Below are 17,634 nucleotides of genomic sequence, written 5' to 3'. Positions count from 1 at the left end.
TAATGAAAAAGAAATCCCCAAGTTCCAATACTGCTGGGAAAGTCGTTACTGGCTTTTTTATCGCCGCTATTTTCCTGATCGGAATGGCAGGGTTGACTTATTATACGCAAAATCGGCTTCTTGATACCATGAAGGAGCTGGCTTCGCCAAATCAAAAACTAAACCTTCTCAATGAACTCCAGTCTGAAATAATTCGAATCACCCAACTCGATCATTCTGGAATAGACTCCGACTTTAGAGTTCAGGATTCAAGTATAGTATCACTCAAGCAAAAGCTTCAGGATTTGGCTTTGTTGGCCGAAGATTCCCTCGAAAACAGTTACATACAAAGCGTCAAAACCAACCTGGATACCCTTATTATAGGTTATATCAATTTGTATGAGGTCAAAACTAGTTTGGCAAATCGCAATTTTACCCAAGAAGCGCTGAATAAAGTGGAGTTGGGGATCAGAAGGCGTGCAGCCAGTCTTGAGCAACAGCCAATTGAAAAGATTAATCCAAAAGCTTCTTTATTTAATGAACTGGAAGAGGAGATCTCCTCTCGTCAGGAAGTAAAATCGAGCCAAGCGCCGCAAAAGACCATCATTACCAATGAAGATGATAGATCAATTGCTTTTCTCAGGGAATTACAAAAACAAAACTTGAGGAATTCCAATTTGCCGTCTGGGCAAACCCTCGACAGTGTACTATATAATATCAAAGGCGTCATTGATCGAGTCAATCGTGAGGAGGCATACCAGCGGCAGAAACTTGCCACTATGGAAGCCGATATTTCCATCAGCCAAAGTAAAATCATCAATACGATACAAAGTCTGGTTAGCACACTTCAGCAGCGGGCTCTGGAAAAGTCTGATAGCCAAAATGACTCTGCCTATCAGTTGACCTACGATATGACCTATTTCTTGATTATGATTGTGGTGCTGGCAGTGATAGGTGCAGCGGTCATGGTTTATTCTATCTTGAAAGAGATCCGGGTTACCAAGAAGTATCAGGAAAACCTCGAAGTGTCAAGACAGAAATCTGAACAGTTAGCCCGGTCAAAGCAGGAGTTTTTGGCCAATATGAGTCATGAGATTCGTAATCCCCTCCATGTGATTCAGGGCTACAGATCAGTATTGGAGAAATCAGAACTGGACTCCGGTCAGCAAGCTCATTTGAGAATGATAGGATTTGCTTCAGACACGCTGATGGAAATCGTAGATGAGGTACTCGATTTTTCAAAGTTGGAAGCAGGGAAATTAAAGTTGGAGGCAAGTCCTTTCGATCCGGCATCACTCTTTTCTTCCTTACAAAGTTTCTTTGAGCTTCAGGCAGGGGAAAAGAAAGTCGGGTTTGAATGGGAGTTGGATCTGCCGGAGGGTAAGTGGCTAATCGGAGATCAACTTCGACTGAAGCAGATATTGAATAACCTGCTGAGCAATGCCTTTAAATTCACCTCTGAAGGCTCAATCTGTGTAAATGTGCGTTGGGTAAAAAATGTACTGACTGTAGAGATAAAGGACACAGGCATAGGAATGTCTCCCGCTGTCTTAGAAAAAGTGTTTAGGGAATTTGACCAAGCAGACACCTCGATTTCCAGGAAATATGGCGGGACTGGACTGGGATTAGCCATAGTTCAGCGTTTGGTACATCTGATGGGAGGAGAAATCTCTGCCAGCAGTGTAGAGAAAGAAGGTACCCGTATGCTGGTGAAGTTGCCTATGGTGGCCACAGAATCGCAGCGTGTGGAGTTTAACCCGGATGAAATAGCCAGTATAGATCTTTCTGGGTTGAAAATCCTACTGGTAGATGATGATAAAGTAGGAATCAGGTATTTGGAAACTATCCTCAGTTACTTCGGAGCTTCTGTTATCGCTTATCCAGGAGGCGTGAATTTTAGGGATGAGTTTGTAGCCATCGATTTTGACCTGGCTATACTGGATATTCAGATGCCTGAGTTTTCAGGTTTTGATGTTGTGGCAAAGCTACGCTCTATTGATAAATATAAGGGGATTCCTATTTTGGCGATGACTGCGAATGTCTTTGTGGAGGAGCGGGAGAAAATGATGGAAAGTGGCTTTACTGAGATTATTTTCAAGCCCTTCCAAGAGCGGGTGTTAATTGAGTGCTTAGGTAAATTTTTCCCAGATCATGTCGTGAAGGAAACACCTTTAAGCCATAAAATAAGCGAGTCCGACACTAGCTTATTTCAGTTGAAAGATTTGGCCAGATTCTGTATGGGGGATGAATTACTGCTCCAAGATATTGTACGGGAGCTGGTGGTCGAGACAAGAAAGGATCTCAATAATTTGAAAAAGGCTAGGCTGGAGGATGATTTTGAGGAGGTGTTAGAGATTTGCCATCAATTAGGAAGTCGTTTAGGTCAGATAAAAAGTAATGCCGGACACACTGCCCGAAAGGTGGAAAACAGTTTGAAAATAGGCAATAAAAATGGTCTCGGTGATACGCTAAATCAACTGGATGAGGAAATCAACATCTTGTTGAAAGCACTTACCGAGACCATCGAAAAGACCGCAGACTTGCAGGGCTAGTCCAGTCCGTATTTTTCCATTTTGCTGTAAAGCGTCTTACGATCCATATTTAAAATTCGGGCAGTTTTGGACTTGTTAAACTTGGTGTCCATTAATACTTTTTGAATCAATTCTTTCTCTTGCTCTACCCATTGGGATTTGTAATCTTTCGGAGAAAGCATGTCAGTTTTGCCTGTAATGGCGTATGGATTACCATTTGAGCCAACTAGGCTGGCAGAAGGCTCATACAAGTCGGCGGGTAAAGATTCTTTCTCTACATGGGATCCAGCGGTCAAAAGAACGGCGCGTTTGATGATGTTTCGTAATTCACGAAGATTTCCTGGCCAATCATAAGCAAGGAAAATTTCCCACACTTCCGGTGAAAATCCTTTCACACTTTTCCCTAGACGCTCGTTACTTTCTTCTAAGAACTGACCTGCAAAATCTTCGAGATCTTCTTTTCTACTTCTTAGCGGGATAGCACTCAGGGTAAATTCATTGAGTCTATGATAGAGGTCTTCACGAAAATGTCCATCACCAGCCTGCAGAATCAGGTTGTCATTTGTTGCTGCAATGATCCTAACATCGATTTGAATTTCTTTATTTCCCCCGATTTTCCGGATCGTTCTTTCCTGAATGGCCCGCAATAATTGTATTTGTACATCATAGCTTAGATTGCCGATTTCATCCAGGAAAATTGTTCCACCATTTGCCATTTCAAAATGACCGGTTTTATTTTCCAGGGCTCCTGTAAAAGCACCCTTAACATGTCCAAACAGCTCACTACCTGCGAGTTCTTTGGGTAATGCCCCGCAATCTATCGCAATAAATGCTCCGTCTTTTCTGGTGGAAAAATCATGAATTCTTCGAGAGATAAACTCTTTTCCCGTCCCGGTTTCTCCAAGTACCAATACGCTTAAGTCAGTTGGTGCGACCAGCTGGATATGTTTTTCGAGTTTTTCAGCTTCGGCAGAACTGCCTACTACATAACTGCTTTTCACCTTACTCTTAGCAGATGAGGTTGTTGGAGCTGTAGCGGTATCTGGGGAAGCAAGGTCGGAGACTTTGGCAGAGAGAGATTCTTTTACCGTTGAGAGAAGCTCATCAGGATTGATCGGCTTGGTGATGTATTCAAAAGCTCCGAGTTTCATCGCTTTGATGGCAATTCGTATATCAGAATAATGGGTGATGAGGATCACCTGAGTTTGAGGATAATTGCTTTTAGACCATTGAAGCAGTTCCATGCCAGTACCATCAGGTAATCTGAAATCGGCTATGATCAAATCGAATTTGGAGTTGCTAAATAGTTGCTGTGCCTCCTTGACTTTCACGGCAGTCTGAACAGTAAATCCGTTTTTCTCCAGAAAAGTCTTAACGATCCTGGAATAAGTCAGGTCATCTTCTACTAATAATATGCGCTTCATGAATTACTTTCTTTGTAGAGCTAGTTAACAAAAAAAGCACCAGACAAGTGCCCGATGCATTTTTACTTTAGGGATTGAGCAACTATTGTTGTTTTTTCTCCCGAGGGGAAAGTGTTTTTTGGTCTATGATTTAGAAGGAAATACAGAGGGAATTGTCCCAAACTCCCTTCACCTAACTATCTAGCTATGATTGTGCCAACAAGGATTTGGGAGAGATAGGCTGGATTTGGGAGAAAAAAGAAAGAAAAAGCTGTGGCGACTTTGGTCAATTTGCTAACAAAAACAAGGCGTAGGATTGAAGAAAGAAAATTTGAGGTAAATCAAAATAGGAAGGTTTTGCCAAATTTTTAGGAAGCAAAGAGAACTTATTTTGCTCAAAATATCTCCAGAAAACAATTACCTTTGATTCTTCAAAATAACATTTGCCAGACTCTATGAGTGACGCCATCAAACACGAATGCGGCATAGCAATGATTAGATTGCGAAAACCTGCCCAGTATTACATCGATAAATATGGGACAGCAGCTTTTGCCTCTAACAGACTCTATGTCTTGATGCAAAAACAAATCAATAGAGGACAGGATGGCGCAGGAGTCGCCAATGTCAAAATTGACACTAAGCCAGGAACCCGATACATCAGTAGATACAGATCCATCGAACCTTCTGCGGTCAATTATATCTTTGATAAAATCAACCGGAAGTATAAAAAAGCCAAGAAAATCGGTGGCCATGATGCACTTACTGATGGGAATTGGTTGAAAGAAAATACCGCTTTTACAGGTGAGGTTTGGCTTGGTCACCTCAGATATGGTACACATGGCGAGAATTCCATAGAAACCTGCCACCCTTTTCTGAAGCAAAACAACTGGAGAAGCCGTAACCTCGTGATGGCCGGTAACTTCAACATGACTAATGTGGAAGAGCTTTTTGACAAGCTCGTTCAGCTAGGTCAGCATCCCAAAGAAAAAACCGATACCGTCACTGTGATGGAGAAAATCGGCCACTTTCTGGATGAGGAAAACCAACGCATATTTGATAAATACAAGCATCAATACTCCAATGAGCAGATCACTCAGGTGATCGAAGACGAGTTGGACATGGCGAGAATCCTGAGAAGATCCTGTAGGGATTTTGATGGTGGATATGCCATGGCTGGAATCGTAGGAAATGGATCTTCTTTCGTAGTGCGAGATCCTTCCGGCATACGTCCGGCTTATTATTATGCTGATGATGAGGTGATTGTGGTTGCTTCAGAGAAGCCTGCGATCAAGTCTGCTTTCAATATAGACTTTAACTCCATCAAGGAAATCCAGCCAGGCCATGCCTTGGTGATCAATAAAGATGGCTCCTATGATGAGTCGGAAATTATGCCTGCCAGAGAAAAGATGTCCTGCTCTTTTGAGCGTATCTATTTCTCCAGAGGTACCGATCCCAATATCTATCAGGAGCGAAAGAATCTAGGTAAAGCTTTGATTCCTCAGATCCTGAAAGCAATTGATTTTGACTTGAAAAACACCGTGTTTTCTTACATTCCAAATACCGCTGAAACAGCGTTTTTAGGTATGATTGAAGGTTTGGAGGATTATTTGGCTGCCAAAAGACGTGAGGTTTTCGTTGATGGAAAGCCACACATGGGGGATTTGGATGAGTTGTTGAATTTCCGCCCTAGAGTAGAGAAGCTCGTAAGCAAAGATGTGAAGCTGAGAACGTTCATCACCAATGACGACGACCGGGATTCTATTGTAGCCAATGTCTATGACACGACCTATGAGGTGATCAAATCTGGGATCGATACACTTGTTGTGATTGATGACAGTATCGTTCGTGGAACTACGCTAGAGAAAAGCATTCTGACCACCTTGGATAAGCTAAAACCAAAACGAATAATCATTGTTTCTTCAGCTCCTCAGATTAGATTCCCTGACTGCTACGGCATAGATATGTCAAAGATGAAGGAGTTTATTGCTTTCAGAGCTGCACTTGCATTGTTGAAAGAGCGTAAAATAGAAAACACCTTGGATCAGGTTTATGAGTCCTGTGTAGCGGCTCCATACTCCACAGAAAACTTTGTGAAGGGTGTTTACAATGCATTTACTGACGATGAGATTTCAGCCAAAATATCTGAAATCGTTACAAATGAGGATATCAAAGCTGAGGTTCAGGTGATCTACCAAACGGTGGAGAATCTGCATAAATGCTGTCCAGATCACCTTGGAGACTGGTATTTCACAGGCAATTACCCTACGACCGGAGGAATGAGAGTAGTGAATAAGTCTTTTGTGAATTACATGGAGGGTAAGACGGTGAGAGCATATTAAGAATATATAAACTCAATATTTAAAGGCACATGGGATATATTCTCTGTGCCTTTTTTAGTGCCAATAATTTTCAAATTCTTAATTTCACTTCTGAAGAAAAAACTACAAAATGGACATAAACACACCCCTATTAAAGCAAATCTGTGAAATTGCCGGTGCGCCCGGATTTGAGAAAAGAGTCCGCGATTTAGTGATTGAGCTGGTCACTCCACTGGTAGATGAAGTCAAAGTAGATAACATAGGTAACGTCATCGCCATCAAAAAAGGAAAGAGAAATCCAGATGGAAAGCGGGTAATGGTGGCAGCACACATGGATGAAATAGGCTTTATCGTGACACATATAGATGATAATGGCTTTTTGAGATTTCATACGCTGGGAGGCTTTGATCCAAAGACACTCACTGCCCAGAGGGTAATCGTACACGGCAAAAAGGATTTGGTGGGAGTGATGGGCAGCAAACCTATCCATGTGATGTCTGCTGAGGAGCGAACCAAGCTTCCTAAGACCACAGATTTTTTTATAGACTTAGGCATGTCCAAAGAAGAAGTTGAAAAATACATAGCTGTAGGTGATCCGGTGACCAGAGACCGGGAACTGATAGAAATGGGAGACTGCGTGAACTGTAAGTCTATTGACAACAGAGTCGCTGTCTTTATCCTGATAGAAACCCTTCGGCAATTGGAAAACCCTGCCTATGATGTCTATGCTACCTTCACCGTGCAGGAAGAGGTGGGATTGCGAGGAGCAAATGTTGCCGCGCATGGCATTAACCCGGATTTTGGAATAGCCTTGGATACGACGATTGCTTTTGACGTGCCAGGAGCTCAGGCTCATGAAAAAGTGACAGAATTAGGCAAAGGAACGGCAATCAAGATTATGGATGCAATGACGATTTGTGATTATCGTATGGTGGAATTTATGAAGCAAACTGCCGACAAAGCCTCGATCTCCTGGCAACCGGAGATCCTTGTAGCAGGAGGAACAGATACTGCAGGCGTGCAGCGAATGGGGAAGCAAGGTGCAATAGCCGGAGCGATTTCCATTCCTACCCGACATTTACATCAAGTGATCGAAATGGCCCACAAAAAGGATATTGCTGACTCCATTGCTTTGCTGAAAGCCTGTCTGGAGCAAGTAGATGGTTACGACTGGAAGCATTAATCATACTAAGCCCTTTGGAATTCGACTTCCAAAGGGCTCATTTTTTTCCAAAAGCTAAGGCAGCCTGGTTTTTGATTTAAAAGGGTAGAACCAACGATCAATTTTCTGTATGGCATTAGTGAAGCGTGACAAAATTATTGTTGAACCATTTTTGGCGATCGGCAATAGTGATGTCGTTTTTATAAAAGGCAGGGTGATAAAAGCCTATAGGGAAAAGAGACCTTCGTCTAGAAACAGTTGGCTAAAGAATATCTTATCAGCTATCAGGAGATACTCGGGTTCATCCGTTCCTATGGCTAAAGTTGAAATCACTTTTCAAGAGAAAAACTACGTAGTCGCTACAGATGAAGATGGGGTTTTTGAGTTACATATTGGGGAAAGCAAACCCAAAGAAGAATTTAATGAAATTGTGACTTTTCAGGTATTAGAACCTGCTACTAAGAAATCTCAAATTGCCCATCTGGAAGTTGTTCGGTATGAGGGGGAGACAGGCGTGATTTCAGATATTGATGACACCATAATCATTTCCCATTCTACTGATATAGGTAAGAAGTTTTGGTTATCAATATCCAAAAATGCTTTCACCCGAAGACCTCTTCCCGGAGTGTCTGGCTTTTACAATAAGATTACAGAAAATGGTTTGAAACCCATATTCTATGTTTCCAGCAGTGACTGGTCCTTATTTGACTTGATCAAGGATTTTCTGCGTTTTCGCCATATCCCCGAAGGACCGATTTTGCTGAAAGACAAGCATATTAATCTGAAAAACATCTGGAAATCTGGTGGGGGCAGCCATAATCACAAATTCGAAAAAATCGAGTTGTTGTTTACCCTTTATCCTGAAATGTCCTTCTATCTCATTGGAGACAGCGGTCAGGAGGATCCAGAGATCTATGCGGAGGTAATAGAACGGTATCCTAACCGAGTGAGGGGAGTTTTTATTCGCTTAGTAGGAGAGTTTGATCCTGATCGAAGAGAAAAACTCGATCCTATTATTTCTTCAGGGAATTTTCATTTTATAGAAAGCTCCGAAGAAGCTATGCAGATTTTAGAAGAAAAATTTAGCCTTAAATAAGAATATGAAGAATTGTCTTTTTGTGTTTAATCCAATATCTGGTTCAACTGACTACGATAGAGATGAGATTAAGGAAATGCTTGAAGTAAAGGTTCCTGGCTATACAGCATACTTGGTGGAAACTACTGGAGAAAATGATGAGGAGTTGGTGTTGAGCGAATTTCAAAAATATCAACCTGAGTTAGTTTTGATAGGAGGGGGCGATGGCACTGTGAAGATGGTCGCCAAAAGCTTGAAAGATCAAAATGTGCCTTTGGTGATTGTTCCGATGGGATCAGCCAACGGGTTGGCCAAGTGTATGGGAATAGAAATGATTTCGGATGCTTGGGAAGCGGTCCGTGATTTTCAGGTTCGTGCTATTGATGCGATTTATATCAATGGTGAGCTTTGTCTTCATCTCGCGGATTTTGGGATGAATGCCAATCTGATCAAGAAGTTTGAGGAGGATGACTCAAGGGGAATGTTCGGATACGTGAAAAATTCTCTTTCGGAGATATTTACTTCAGAATCCAAAAAATTCAGGTTGAAGCTAGATGATGAAAACCTGGATATCACCTCAAAAATGATTGTGATAGCCAATGGAGATCAATATGGCACCGGTGCCATTGTCAATTGCAAAGGAGTGATGGACGACGGTAAATTTGAAGTGATTGCTCTCAATCCTGAGACAGCTGAGGATTATGTGAAGATGACTATGGCATTCATGAATGGAGATCTGGATGAATTAGAAGGAGTAAAGACCTGGAGCGTGTCCAGTTGTCAGATCGACAATTTAGAAGGAGCGGAATTTCAGATTGATGGTGAAATGATGAATCACCCAGAAACAGTTACGGCAACAATTGAAAAACACGCTTTTAAGTTTTTGACAGGGAAATCTTTCAAAGCCTGCCAAACTTCATAAGGTTAAGTGCACTCATCCCAAACTGATTTTTAAAAGAACAGAAATCCTTAACTTACCTCGTATCTTTTTACATCAACTTTTACCCCTATGCTAAAACATGTATTATTCGCTTCCATTTTGGGAAGCTTATTGATTTCCTGCAATTCAAAGAAAGAAGAGGTTATGGAAGCCGAGGTTCAAGCAATCGAGGAATCGAAATCTGAATGGATTGATATGTTCAACGGTGAAAACCTGGAAGGGTGGACGCCGAAAATCTACCATCATGAATCTGGAGATAATTACCAAAATACTTTTCGTGTAGTCGATGCTGCGATCGAAGTGAATTACGATGATTATAACGAGGGGTTCAATGATCGATATGGACACCTTTTTTATAGGAAACCTTACTCAGCTTTCCATATGACATGGGAATATCGATTCACGGATCAGTGGTTAGAAGATGCTGCGAGCTATACTTATAGAAATAGTGGGGTGATGTTTCATTCTCAAGCTCCAGAGACGATTCTGAAAGAGCAGGATTGGCCTATTTCTGTAGAATGGCAAATGCTGGCTGAAGAGAAAGAAGGTGTTGCTCGTCCAACAGGCAATATGTGCTCGCCGGGTACTGATGTGTTTTTCGAAGGGGAAAAGGATCCGAGACATTGCATCAATTCCACCTCCCCTACATTCAAATGGGATGAGTGGGTAAAGGCTGATTTGATCGTTTATGGTGACTCATTGGTCATCCATATGGTAAATGGAGATACCGTTTTACAATACACAAAGCCTCAGATTGGCGGTGGAGTTGCTAATAACTTTGATCCTAAATACAAAGAAGATGGCAAAGCGCTGACCGAAGGATATATTGGTTTGCAGAGCGAAGGTCAGGGCGTGGTGTTTAAGAATTTGAAGATTAAAGAATTGTAGGGGCGTAGGGGCGAATAATTATTCGCCCCTACTTTAAATAAACCGTCTTTCCAGTCTTCGCACTTTCAATAGCTGCGGACAGAATTTCCACCACGATCATGTTATTTTCTAAGGATGGTAAAGCATATTTATCCAGCGTGAGTTCGCCATTAATCACCGCTAAGAACAGTGTGAAAGGATCTTCGAAGGGAGTGTTTTGATACTCCAGCTTGTATTCTGTTTCTTCAAATCCAGAATATCCTTCAGCATTTAAGACACGGACGTCAGTTGGATTCTCAGCATAGATTGCGCCGGTTAGTCCATAGATTTCCATGTCTTTTCTCCCGATTGGCCAATTCCATGAAGCTTGAATGATTGCTTGTGAATCTTCATAGTTCAAAATAATTGTGGCTTCATCATCTACTTTTGGATTATTTTCTGGCTGAAGCTGTTGGGTCACAGCAGTTACAGATTTAGGCCGTTTTCCATTTTCCAGCCAAGTCACCAAGTTTGCTCCGTAGCACCCAAAATCGATGATCGCTCCACCGCCATTCAATTTTGGATCAGTTAGCCATTCCAAGAATTCCTCACCTACTCCGATGTTTTTCGGACCTTTATGTCCATCACGAACCACTACTTTGCGCAGCTTGCCGACTTCACCGCTTTTTAGGATTTCATACGCTTTAAAAGTACTGGGATACCAAGTGGTCTCGTAATTTGTGATTAGATGTATGTTATGTTTTTCGGCAAGAGCCTTCATTTTCTGTGCGTGATCGAAGCTCACCGCTAAAGGCTTTTCCACCATCACATGAATGCCTTTTGGCGCACAAGCCTCAACTACGGCTAAGTGATCGAAGATATTTCCAAAAGCTGTCACAGCCTCAGGTTTAGTTTTCTCAAGCATCTCTTCCATGCTATTAAAAACTAAGTTCATAGAAATTCCATGTTGCTCTGTTAGACGTTTTGCCAATTCCCGATTGGGCTCAGCTATACCAACGATTTCTAAATCTTGCCGATCTTTCGCATTCAATATCCATCCTACATGCCCATGAGTCAGACCCGCTACTCCGATTTTGGTTCGCTTCTGCTGGGCAAAAGAAGGGCTGAAAGTTAGTGCTAAAAGGAATAGACTTAAAACAAGGTGGGTTTTCATGGTGGAAGGTAAAATATATAAGCTGATTTTAATTGCCAATAATTTCTAGGCAGGAAAGATCAAGGTCAGCATTAAAATATGCAATATCTTGCTGGTGTTTTCTAACTAATATTTCAATTTCCTGAGTAGTTTGATCGATTGATCGAATCCAAATGATTTTGGGTGGGTGTTTCCACACAATTGAGAAATGGTAGAAATCTGCATCAAAAGAGACTATTATGTATTCTTCTTTCCTTGCAAATTCCCATAATTCCCGATCTGAAAAGCCTTCAATCCCTTAGTGCCGTACTTGTTTTGCTTCGGGGTAAATGTCTGAAAGCCTTTTTACAATTTGTAGGAAATGTTCTGGTCGAACAAAAGCTTCATGATGCAATTCCTAATTGTTTTTCTCTAGTTGCGGCAAAGAACAGGCAGGCATTTATGCTTTCTAGGGAGAGCTCTGGAAAATCAGAAATAATTTCCTCTTTTGTCATCCCGTTGGCCAACCAGTTTAATACATCAGCCACCGAGATTCTAGTGCCTATAATCGAAGGTTTCCCAAAGCGTTTGCTAGGATTGATTTCGATATACTTATTGATTTCCATAGCTAAATGTCGTTAAATCAGATAACAATATCTACGAAATGGTCGCGATGTTGTTTGAGACTAAGCTTTGATTACATCCTAGCGATAGTCATCCCACCATCTACACAAATAACCTGACCAGTGGAATAGGGGAGATCTCCTTTCACTAAAGCTGTGACCACTTTTCCGATATCTTCAGGAACACCCATTCTGCGCTCCAGTGTCATGCCGTTTTTTACTCCTTGATGATAAGTCTCCCGGACTTTCTCTATCATATCAGTCTCAATTACTCCAGGTCGGATTTCGTAAACAGGAATATCAAATTCCGCCATTTTCACTGCCAAAACCTTAGAAAGCATGGATAAAGCAGACTTAGACATGCAATAGGACGATCGGGTCGTGGAGGCAACTGAAGCCGAAATAGAAGTGATGTTTACAATCGAGAGTTCCGTTTCAGGACTCGTTCTCTTCAAATCAGCCATCCATTTTGCGATAGCTTGAGTTAAGAAAAATGTGCCTTTTTGATTGATCTCCATCAGGTGGTCATAGTCTTCTTCGGTGACATCAAAAAAGTCGCTTCTAGTTCTAGGCGCTACTCCGGCATTGTTTACCAGAATATCGACTTTACCAAATTTCGCCAACAACCCTTCAACGATTGCCTTACGGTCCTCGCGGGATGCAATGTTCCCTTGCAAGTACTCTACCCGTACACCGAATCCTTTCAATTCTTCCAAGGCTTCTCTGACATCTGCCTCTTCACGAACGCCATTGATAGCTAAGTTTATTCCTGCTTCGGCAAGTTTTCGGGCTATTCCTAAGCCAATTCCCCGTGACCCACCTGTCACTAATGCTACTCGACTCATGATGCTTTGATCGTTTTAAGGGTTTCGTGTATTTCCATTTTTTTGTAAAAAGGATCCAGTGGAAAACAGCCTGAAATAATTCCATTTCTCGGAGCGGTGGTGCAATCTGAGAAGGTACGGCAGATTTTTGCCCGCTTCATCGTAGTGCCTTCCAAAACGTCTGACGGCAATTCTGGATAGCTAAGAACCATTCTGCCTAAGCCGATTGAATCTGCTTTTCCTGTTTCCAATACATGTTGAGCCACATTGGGTAGCCACTCCTGCAAATAAGAATAGCCAGATCCCACAGCATAAAAACTTGGAAAAGCCTTTTTTACTTCATTCACGGCGGAGATTTGTCTTGCTACACCATGTAACGGATCCTCTGGCGGCATGTAGCCATCAGATGGTGGGAAAAGTGCGGGGCGCTGAATATGTGGATTGTAGTAAGGGCTGCCAGCTGTGGTGCAAAGCAGTTCTATATCCAGCTTTTCCAGTTCTTTGAGAAATTCAAAAGACTCAGATAGATTTTCACTGGTTCCTGATTCGTCGCCGCCAAATGCATACTTATAAGGGCTTTCTGTCGCTGGAATACCAGTTCCTTCTGGCCCCTGCTTAAATGGTGCCCAGTCGAAAATGCTCATGCGAACACCGATTTCCAAACCAGGTGCTTCAGCTCTAATTCCCGATACAATTTCCCGGATAAAGCGTGTACGGTTTTCTATGGATTTTCCATACTTCCCTTCACGATCATAGGCACTGAGGAACTCATGTCCCAAATATCCATGACAGTGCTTGATGTCCACGAACTTATATCCGGTCTTTTGAGCACGAACAGCTGCGATCACATACGCATCAATCAGTTCGGAGATTTCTCCATCAGTCATGAGTGGATAGTCTTCCGCTAGCCCAAATTTCTTATTTAAAACTGGATGGGAATAGAGAATCTTCGGCTCCATTTTGGTTTTGCTGTTCGGCTTGCAAAATCTCCCGGAATGTGTGAGTTGCAGGCCTGTGAGGAGATCATCAGCGTTTCCAAAAGCTGCTTTGTGCTCATGCTCAAGCATTTTGTAGAGTGCATCAAAGTCACCCAGATTTTGCTCATTGATCATGAGCTGATTGGGATTGGCTCTTCCAGATGGCTGCACCGCTACTGCCTCGCAGCCCCATAATAGTTTTGCGCCGGAAATCGCAAAGTTCTTCCATCGTCTTTTTGTGAGTTCGGTAGGTTTGCCATCGGTGGTTCCATCCCAGCCTTCCATCGGCAGAATGCAGAATGCATTTCCAATTGTGTTGCCCGCTCGTGTAGTATGGGCTTTCGCAAAAGGAGAGTTCTCTCCCGTCTTTAGTTCCTCGTCAAAACCCATAGAAATCCCTTCCTTGCTCAGGTGGTCACGAAGGTTTTTACCGGTTTTCAGTTGGGCTACTCTCGGGTATTGAGGTTTATATTTTCCAGTACTCATTGGCTTACGCAATTATAGAAACTGTAATAGGTCTCGCCTTTTTGCATGCGCTGAAGTAATAATGCCAATTCACGGGCATGGTAATCACCCCACATGCAAGACTCTCCATAAGGCGCTTTGTTTGGGTCAGGACGATAATCCCAGCCATTTGGCTGATGGTAGATGGAGTGCAAAATCAATCCTTGATGTTCCGGATCTGTGGAGAGATAAGGTTCATTAAATAGGTTTTTGGCAATTTGAACCCCTGCTTGAATGTACTTTTCTGCTCGTGCCTGATCTGAGCTTTTCAGCCAATTTCCAATTCGGATAAATCCTTGCGCAGCAATACAAGCAGCAGAAGAATCTATCGGCTCATAGGCATTGTATGGATCTGATTTCTCGTTGAGGTAATCACCCATTTTATGCAGATTCGGTGCTCCCGTATCCCAATATGGAATACCGTCCGTTGGAGTATTTTCAAGATAAAAATCAGTTGTCGCTATCGCAGCTTTAGTAAGTTCTGCCACGAGTTCATCTTTTGAAATTACTGTTGCAAAGTCACTTTCATCTATTTTATCCAGAATTTCCAACGTTTCGCCAAGACCGCAAATAGCCCAAGCTAAGCCCCGGGTCCAAGTGCTGAAACCGGTATATCCTTGCTGAGAATTTGGACAACGGTAATTTCCATCGTTGGTGTTGAAGATAATTTCATGTGCAGTGCGACCTGAAATATCATAGGTGTCTCTTCCATTTCCATAGAAAATAGAATACCTGACAGTACTGAGAATGTGCTGAATTGCTCGCTGGATGAGGGAGATTCGCTTATCATTCTCGCCTTGCAAAACATGCCCTAATCCATGCGAGACCACCAAAGTCCGACAAGAGCGGATGGTATCTACAAATAATGAATGTGGCCCGTTGAAAGAGTAAATAAAGCCTCCGTCAATCGTATTCGTCCAACGCATTGCCTGCACCGCTCCACTAACTTTTAGCGCGAGTTGATAGAAGTTTTTCTCCCAATCAGCTCCTTCGATTTTTCCTTCTTCAATTAAGCGAAGCAGATTTCCATAGGTGCTGACATTATTGAATCCATGATCATGAACACCCGTGTGGGTAAGATGAGGAGCCATTTTGTTCAAGGTGTTGTCGCGGCCGATTTTCAAAAACTGCTCATCTCCTGTTCCATCAAATTGCAGGATCGCTGCTCCATATTGGAATCCCTGAGTCCACTCAGTCCAGCCACGTGTGACATATTTTCCTTTTTCCGTAAAAACAGGAGCGCCTTTCGCAGTGTCGAATGATGACTCTATTAAATTTATTTTTTGTCCTGAAAGCTCCCAAAATCTCTTCAGGGGCTGTTCCAGGCTATTGATTGAAATGTTAGAATCAAGCTTCATGAGTAGTTTTTTGAGCCAAATGATGACGAAGCATCAGGATAAGAGTGATAACAAAGAGTACGCAATACATTAAGAAATCCAGTGGATATCCTGCGATGACACTAGGGATAATTCCCAAAAGTGACGATACGAAAGTGATCAATGCAAGAGAGGAAAGCCAGATCAATTCCTTTGGCGGGTTTTTGAACATTACGGCCCCTAAAACCACCGGAGCGATCATGGAAGTGCCAGCGAAACTTACTCTTGCCAGCAAAACCAATTCATCACTCATATAAGTGGAGAATACCAAAACGATTAACGAGAATACCAGAATTGAAATCTTTGTGATCCGCATGTTTGATTTGTCTGAACCAGAAAGCATAGATCTAAGCTCCGTGCCTAGGGCGAAAATCTGGGCGTTCGTAGTAGAAAGACAAGCGGCAAATAAACCTACTACAGCTAATGCTGCAACAGGAACCGCCTGATCAAATAGTAATGCATTTGTCAAGAAGTCCGCAGTACTTGCATCTGGATATTTGATTGCTCCATAAAGTCCAATAAATGCTGTAGGCAAAATCACCAGAATTGCGAAAATCCCAACTGCATAGGCCATTCTGTGAACAGACTTCAGACTTTTCATCACCACCAAACGGGTAGTAAACTGCGGCTGGGAAACGGGTATCAATACAATTGCTATTGCAGAAGCGATTAGGAATGGCGAAGTGAATAAGCCTTTTGGTCCAGGCAAAGTGAGTAAATCAGCATTGGTTTCAGATACTTTTGCCAAGCCTGACTCCAGTCCTCCACTCATTTGGAGACAGGTCACCCCAATAATCCAAATCACCGTCAACATGATCACGCCTTGAATAGCGTCACTGTAAACGATAGCCTTCAGTCCGCCGATTTCTGAATAAATCAGCATGATGAACACCAACAGTGCCGACCATGACCAGTAAGGCAGCATGTCAGGGAAAGCTGCATCCAAGAATATGGAAATTCCCCGAATTTGAATTGCCACATAAGGAATCAAAAAGAGAAAGGCACTGGCGAAAACAAGGTAGCCAGCGAATGAATTCTTGTAGCAGGATTTCATCAGCCCGGCAACCCCTTTGTATCCATTTATTGTAGCTCTTTTGCGAAGCGCGTATCCAAACCAGATTAGGAAAAACACCATCAACGCATCTGATAATGCCAAGAAAATCCACGCGCCGACACCATGAGTTCGGAAGAAATCCGGCATTCCCATAAAGGTAAATGCGGAGAATAATGCAGCGGAGAAGGTCAGAAAGCCTAAAATTGTCCCAATGTTTGAACCAGCGAAAATGAAATCGTCGGAAGTTCTTTCTTTATTGTAGGATCTATAGGACGCATAGCCTAGCATGGCTAGGAACAGCGTGAAGAAGAATATTAACCATCCAATCATTGCTTCTTCGGATCTTCAAATGGAAAGAATTTTGATCCCAAAAATGTGGCGAAAACCACCAGGATAGTGATCAGGAGACCACTCCAAAAGACGAATGGGATGCCTGCTAAGGTAGGCTCAAGTTTGTTTTCTTTAAATAAAAAGAGAAAAGCACCCACTGTCAAGACAATTACAGCAAGCACTAGAGTTTTCCATTGTTTGGATTTCATGGGAATAGGTTAAGGTTATTTTGTGTATTTCGGGATTTACCTAAAAATAGTTTTAAGATCGGCTTAAAATAGCAATTATCTTATTTAATACTAACCTGTGGTGTTTCCCTTTTGATGATTTTCTTACGAAATGGTTTCCATGTGGAGAGGTGTTTTTGGTAAGTGGTAAGTTTTGTAAAAAGTAAGAGGTGAGATGTGAATTTCGACGTCATCGCGAGCGACGAAGGAGGGAAGCGATCTGATTGTAATTGGCACGTTTTGAAAATTGTAAGTGGTGAAAATATCGCGTGAAGCAAATCTCCTTGACTTTCGTATTTAAATCCCCCTGCCCCCTTTAAATATTTCTCATTT

15 protein-coding genes are annotated in these 17,634 nt (G+C 42.3%); 6 read left to right on the top strand and 9 right to left on the bottom strand.

The window, feature by feature from the left end; translation table 11 throughout:
• Positions 1-2: 2 nt before the first annotated feature.
• A complete protein-coding gene (locus BM386_RS20325) occupies positions 3-2,531 on the top strand; it encodes a hybrid sensor histidine kinase/response regulator (RefSeq protein WP_091697554.1) in 2,529 nt (842 codons plus the stop codon).
• Here BM386_RS20325 and BM386_RS20320 read toward each other — a convergent pair.
• Positions 2,528-3,934 carry a sigma-54-dependent transcriptional regulator gene (locus tag BM386_RS20320; protein WP_091697552.1) on the bottom strand — a complete coding sequence of 469 codons (1,407 nt, stop codon included), beginning with the start codon at positions 3,932-3,934 and terminating at the stop codon, positions 2,528-2,530. The two genes, BM386_RS20325 and BM386_RS20320, sit on opposite strands and share 4 nt — an antisense overlap.
• A gap of 434 nt (positions 3,935-4,368) precedes the next feature.
• Here BM386_RS20320 and BM386_RS20315 point away from each other — a divergent pair, with 434 nt between their 5' ends.
• The 5 genes from BM386_RS20315 (at position 4,369) to BM386_RS20295 (ending at position 10,296) form a co-directional block, all read left to right on the top strand.
• A complete protein-coding gene (locus BM386_RS20315; RefSeq protein WP_091697550.1) occupies positions 4,369-6,252 on the top strand; it encodes an amidophosphoribosyltransferase in 1,884 nt (627 codons plus the stop codon).
• 109 nt (positions 6,253-6,361) lie between these two features.
• On the top strand, positions 6,362-7,414 hold the full coding sequence (locus BM386_RS20310) for a M42 family metallopeptidase (protein WP_091697549.1): 1,053 nt from the start codon (positions 6,362-6,364) through the stop codon (positions 7,412-7,414).
• A gap of 109 nt (positions 7,415-7,523) precedes the next feature.
• Positions 7,524-8,489 (top strand): phosphatase domain-containing protein, encoded by a 966-nt coding sequence (locus BM386_RS20305; RefSeq protein ID WP_091697547.1) that lies wholly within the window; start codon positions 7,524-7,526, stop codon positions 8,487-8,489.
• Between the two features lie 4 nt (positions 8,490-8,493).
• Positions 8,494-9,390 carry a diacylglycerol/lipid kinase family protein gene (locus tag BM386_RS20300; protein WP_091697546.1) on the top strand — a complete coding sequence of 299 codons (897 nt, stop codon included), beginning with the start codon at positions 8,494-8,496 and terminating at the stop codon, positions 9,388-9,390.
• A gap of 162 nt (positions 9,391-9,552) precedes the next feature.
• The gene (locus tag BM386_RS20295) at positions 9,553-10,296 is read left to right on the top strand and encodes a 3-keto-disaccharide hydrolase (protein ID WP_425285319.1); all 744 of its coding nucleotides are present in this window, start codon (positions 9,553-9,555) and stop codon (positions 10,294-10,296) included.
• Positions 10,297-10,324: 28 nt separating this feature from the next.
• On the opposite strand, the gene BM386_RS20290 is transcribed toward BM386_RS20295, so the two are convergent.
• The 8 genes from BM386_RS20290 to BM386_RS20260 all read right to left on the bottom strand — a co-directional run bounded on the left by BM386_RS20290 (position 10,325) and on the right by BM386_RS20260 (position 17,283).
• Positions 10,325-11,428, bottom strand: coding sequence for a Gfo/Idh/MocA family protein (locus tag BM386_RS20290; protein WP_091697646.1), 1,104 nt, complete (start codon positions 11,426-11,428; stop codon positions 10,325-10,327).
• A 28-nt stretch (positions 11,429-11,456) separates the two neighbouring features.
• Positions 11,457-11,645: a DUF5615 family PIN-like protein gene (locus tag BM386_RS24165; RefSeq protein ID WP_425285318.1), complete on the bottom strand. Its 189-nt coding sequence runs from the start codon at positions 11,643-11,645 to the stop codon at positions 11,457-11,459.
• 145 nt (positions 11,646-11,790) lie between these two features.
• A complete protein-coding gene (locus tag BM386_RS20285) occupies positions 11,791-12,012 on the bottom strand; it encodes a DUF433 domain-containing protein (protein WP_091697544.1) in 222 nt (73 codons plus the stop codon).
• A gap of 71 nt (positions 12,013-12,083) precedes the next feature.
• The gene (locus tag BM386_RS20280; RefSeq protein ID WP_091697542.1) at positions 12,084-12,854 is read right to left on the bottom strand and encodes a 3-ketoacyl-ACP reductase; all 771 of its coding nucleotides are present in this window, start codon (positions 12,852-12,854) and stop codon (positions 12,084-12,086) included.
• Positions 12,851-14,296, bottom strand: a complete 1,446-nt coding sequence (locus BM386_RS20275; RefSeq protein ID WP_091697540.1) for an oxidoreductase — start codon at positions 14,294-14,296, stop codon at positions 12,851-12,853. The genes BM386_RS20280 and BM386_RS20275 overlap by 4 nt, the downstream gene beginning before the upstream one ends.
• Positions 14,293-15,672 (bottom strand): glycoside hydrolase family 88 protein, encoded by a 1,380-nt coding sequence (locus BM386_RS20270; RefSeq protein WP_091697539.1) that lies wholly within the window; start codon positions 15,670-15,672, stop codon positions 14,293-14,295. The genes BM386_RS20275 and BM386_RS20270 overlap by 4 nt, the downstream gene beginning before the upstream one ends.
• The gene (locus tag BM386_RS20265) at positions 15,662-17,074 is read right to left on the bottom strand and encodes a sodium:solute symporter family protein (RefSeq protein ID WP_091697537.1); all 1,413 of its coding nucleotides are present in this window, start codon (positions 17,072-17,074) and stop codon (positions 15,662-15,664) included. Before BM386_RS20265 ends, BM386_RS20270 begins: the two co-directional genes overlap by 11 nt.
• Positions 17,071-17,283: a hypothetical protein gene (locus tag BM386_RS20260; RefSeq protein ID WP_091697536.1), complete on the bottom strand. Its 213-nt coding sequence runs from the start codon at positions 17,281-17,283 to the stop codon at positions 17,071-17,073. Before BM386_RS20260 ends, BM386_RS20265 begins: the two co-directional genes overlap by 4 nt.
• Between the last annotated feature and the right edge of the window lie 351 nt (positions 17,284-17,634).

Origin of the sequence: Algoriphagus locisalis (assembly GCF_900116615.1) — a bacterium.
Classification (GTDB): domain Bacteria; phylum Bacteroidota; class Bacteroidia; order Cytophagales; family Cyclobacteriaceae; genus Algoriphagus; species Algoriphagus locisalis.
Note: the sequence above shows the minus strand (reverse complement) of the source record. Positions and strands in the feature narration are given on the sequence as shown.

What these genes read in the sequence shown, in the direction of transcription:
- BM386_RS20285 (WP_091697544.1), bottom strand. Translation starts at nt 12,012, where the DNA reads ATGGAAATCAATAAGTATATCGAAATCAATCCTAGCAAACGCTTTGGG.
- BM386_RS20305 (WP_091697547.1), top strand. Translation starts at nt 7,524, where the DNA reads ATGGCATTAGTGAAGCGTGACAAAATTATTGTTGAACCATTTTTGGCG.
- BM386_RS20290 (WP_091697646.1), bottom strand. Translation starts at nt 11,428, where the DNA reads ATGAAAACCCACCTTGTTTTAAGTCTATTCCTTTTAGCACTAACTTTC.
- BM386_RS20270 (WP_091697539.1), bottom strand. Translation starts at nt 15,672, where the DNA reads ATGAAGCTTGATTCTAACATTTCAATCAATAGCCTGGAACAGCCCCTG.
- BM386_RS20300 (WP_091697546.1), top strand. Translation starts at nt 8,494, where the DNA reads ATGAAGAATTGTCTTTTTGTGTTTAATCCAATATCTGGTTCAACTGAC.
- BM386_RS20315 (WP_091697550.1), top strand. Translation starts at nt 4,369, where the DNA reads ATGAGTGACGCCATCAAACACGAATGCGGCATAGCAATGATTAGATTG.
- BM386_RS20260 (WP_091697536.1), bottom strand. Translation starts at nt 17,283, where the DNA reads ATGAAATCCAAACAATGGAAAACTCTAGTGCTTGCTGTAATTGTCTTG.
- BM386_RS20295 (WP_425285319.1), top strand. Translation starts at nt 9,553, where the DNA reads ATGGAAGCCGAGGTTCAAGCAATCGAGGAATCGAAATCTGAATGGATT.
- BM386_RS20320 (WP_091697552.1), bottom strand. Translation starts at nt 3,934, where the DNA reads ATGAAGCGCATATTATTAGTAGAAGATGACCTGACTTATTCCAGGATC.
- BM386_RS20310 (WP_091697549.1), top strand. Translation starts at nt 6,362, where the DNA reads ATGGACATAAACACACCCCTATTAAAGCAAATCTGTGAAATTGCCGGT.
- BM386_RS20280 (WP_091697542.1), bottom strand. Translation starts at nt 12,854, where the DNA reads ATGAGTCGAGTAGCATTAGTGACAGGTGGGTCACGGGGAATTGGCTTA.
- BM386_RS20275 (WP_091697540.1), bottom strand. Translation starts at nt 14,296, where the DNA reads ATGAGTACTGGAAAATATAAACCTCAATACCCGAGAGTAGCCCAACTG.
- BM386_RS20265 (WP_091697537.1), bottom strand. Translation starts at nt 17,074, where the DNA reads ATGATTGGATGGTTAATATTCTTCTTCACGCTGTTCCTAGCCATGCTA.
- BM386_RS20325 (WP_091697554.1), top strand. Translation starts at nt 3, where the DNA reads ATGAAAAAGAAATCCCCAAGTTCCAATACTGCTGGGAAAGTCGTTACT.